We start from the raw sequence: 2,672 nt of genomic DNA on the forward strand, positions 1-2,672 counted from the left end.
GTCCCGGACGTGGAGCGGGAAGGTGGGACCGGGGTGGCTCAGCCGGCGGCCAGCGCCGCCGACAGGATCGGGGCGAGGCGGTCGGCGATCTTGCGGTGACCCTGGTCGTTGGGGTGGACGTTGTCCACGGTGTCGGTCGACTCGACGATCCACCCGGTGGTGTCGACGAACTGCACCTTCGGGTCGTTGACGATCCGCACCGCCGCCTGCGTCTCGGGGATGAAGCGCTTCCGGAAGGTCTGCATCGCCAGGATCGTGGCGGTCGGGTACTTCTGCCGCGCGCGCTGGATCAGCGTCACGTAGGCGGACTGGAACTGCGACCCGGTCACGCTGTGCCCGACGTCGTTCGTGCCGAGGTTGATCACCACGGCGTCGGCGCGGTAGCGGGAGAAGTCCCAGTTCGTGGCGTCGGGCTGCAAGCCGGTGCGCAGGAACCGGTCGCTCATGCCGATGCAGCCGTCCGCCGCCGAGACCAGGCACGCCCCGCCCACGGCGATCTGCGTGTGGCCCGCGCCCAGGCGCTCACCGACCAGCCAGCCGTAGGCCGTCAGGGCCTGCTTGGACGACAGCTGGCCGACCGTGATGGAGTCCCCGACGAACTCGATGATCTTCGACGGCACGGCGGGGGCGAACGTCCCGGCGCCCGAGTCGAGCTGGATGCCCCGGTAGACCGCGTCACCGTGGTAGGACCCGGCGATCGGCCGGTACGACACCCGCAGCGTGTGGTTGCCCGCCGCCAGCGGGGTCGGCGTGAGGTCCACCGTGCCGCTGCGGTTGACGTAGGACACGTCCGGCCCGCCGTCGATGCTGACGAAGAAGTCGATCGCGTTGCGCTGCTTGAGCTTCACCGTCCGGCCGGTGAAGCCGACGAGCACGTAGGCCCCGGCCCACTCGGAGACGTACGCGGTGGGGTCGGCGGTGTTCCACCGGCCGAAGTACTTGACGTTCGGGTCGGTCGGGGCGCCGTTGCCGGTGACCGTGCCGCCACCGAGCCGGACGAGCTGCCACTGCTGGTTGGTGCCGCCGTTGATGTCGTACTGGGAGATCCGCGCGCCGTCGGCGGTGGACTTCTCCCACACGTCCAGGGCCTTGCCGCTGTTGCGGTTGACGACCCGGACGTACCCGCTGTCGGTGTCGACCAGGCTGAACTGCTGGTTGGCGGCGTTGTTGTCGGTCCACTGCACGACGTCCGCGCCGTTGGCCGTCGAGGAGCCGGAGACGTCCACGACCTTGCCGCTGTAGCGGGACTTCAGCCGGAAGTACCCGCCGCCGGAGTCGAGGAACTGGAACTGCTGCGCGGGCGCGTCGGTCCTGGTCGACTGGACGACGGCGCCGCCGTCGGCGGTGGACTGGACCTGCATGGCCTTGCCGCTGTGCCGGGCGACGAGCGCGTAGGTGGCCGTGGTGTCGACGGTGGCCGCCTGGGCCGCGGGCGCGATCGGCGCGAGCGCGGCGACCAGCCCGGCGGTGAGCGCCAGCAACGAAGGGGTTCTCATGGTCGGTGCTCTCCGTTCCTCGCGCCGCCCCGTGACCCGGGGACGACCGCTCGCCTGAGCGCACCGCATGACGGCAGTGTCATGTCTGTGCCTTGCCTTTCGCCTGAGGCGCCACCCGGTGCCGCACCGGGCGGGATTCCCTCGGCGAAATGGTCGCGACGGACTCGCGCGACCGTCAACGGCCGCATCTCGTATGGGCGGACCGCCCTCACCAGGGAAGATGGCCACCACGACGTGTTCGACGGGAAGCGCGCGCGGGGAGGGCCGGTGGGCACCGGCCCTCCCCGCGGTCCGGGACTCCCGCTACGGGCTGGCGCAGGAGAAGGCCGAAGTGGGCGGTGCGCCGCTGCCGATGAAGCCGAACGTCGTCGACGCGCCCGCCGCCAGCGAGCCGTTGTAGGAGGCGTTGCGCACGGACGCGGTGGACCCGCCGGTGGTCAGCGTGCCGTTCCAGACCTGCGTGATCGCCTCACCGCTGCCCAACGTCCAGCCGACCGTCCAACCGTTGGTGCCCGAGCCGCCCGCGGTCACCGTGACCTCGCCCTGGTAGCCGCCGGACCACGAGTTGGCGGTGCGGTAGGTCGCGCTGCACGCGCCCGCCGGCACCGATGTGGTGGTCGTGGTGGTCGTGGTCGTGGTGGTCGACGTCGGTGTCGTCGTAGTGGTCGACGTGGACGTAGAAGTGGAAGTGGTCGTGCTGGTCGGCGGCGTGGAGGGCACGAGAGGACAGGTGCTCTGGTAGGTCCTGATGCCGTTCGTGTTCCACAGCGGGCACAGGAACTGGGTGTAGCGGGTGTCGCTGTCCACGAAGATCTTGAACCACGGGATGATGTTTCGCATCATCGTGGGGTTGTTCGAGGTGGGGAAGAGGTGTCCGACACCGGCGAGTTCCAGGTACGCCTTCTCGACGCCGGCGGGGATCCCGTTGTACAGGTTCAGGACGCTGGACGGGGAGACCGTGGTGTCGTTCTGCCCGGACAGCAGCATGGTCGGGACCTTGGTGGTGGTCAGGTTCTGGGAGAAGCTGGCCGGCGCCAGGCCGATCGCGGTTTTGAGCGTCGGCCGCTGGAGGGAGGCCGCCGCCGCCCCGCCGCCGCCCATGGAGTGCCCCATGACCGCCGTGCGGCTCGCGTCGACGCGGTCCCGCACGGAGCTGCGCTGGGTCAGGTAGTCCAG

2 protein-coding genes are annotated in these 2,672 nt (G+C 70.3%); both read right to left on the minus strand.

What is annotated here, in order from left to right; all coding sequences use genetic code 11:
* Window positions 1-38 precede the first annotated feature (38 nt).
* Window positions 39-1,496, minus strand: coding sequence for an RICIN domain-containing protein (locus tag AB0G02_RS34590; RefSeq protein WP_360802939.1), 1,458 nt, complete (start codon window positions 1,494-1,496; stop codon window positions 39-41).
* A gap of 303 nt (window positions 1,497-1,799) precedes the next feature.
* Window positions 1,800-2,672 (minus strand): cellulose binding domain-containing protein (locus tag AB0G02_RS34595; RefSeq protein ID WP_360802942.1); only part of this gene is annotated, 873 nt, incomplete at its 5' end.

Origin of the sequence: Actinosynnema sp. NPDC023658, from assembly GCF_040639995.1 — a bacterium.
Lineage (GTDB): Bacteria > Actinomycetota > Actinomycetes > Mycobacteriales > Pseudonocardiaceae > Actinosynnema.

Coding starts and splice junctions, on each gene's coding strand:
- AB0G02_RS34590 (WP_360802939.1), bottom strand. CDS start 1,496: ATGAGAACCCCTTCGTTGCTGGCGCTCACCGCCGGGCTGGTCGCCGCG.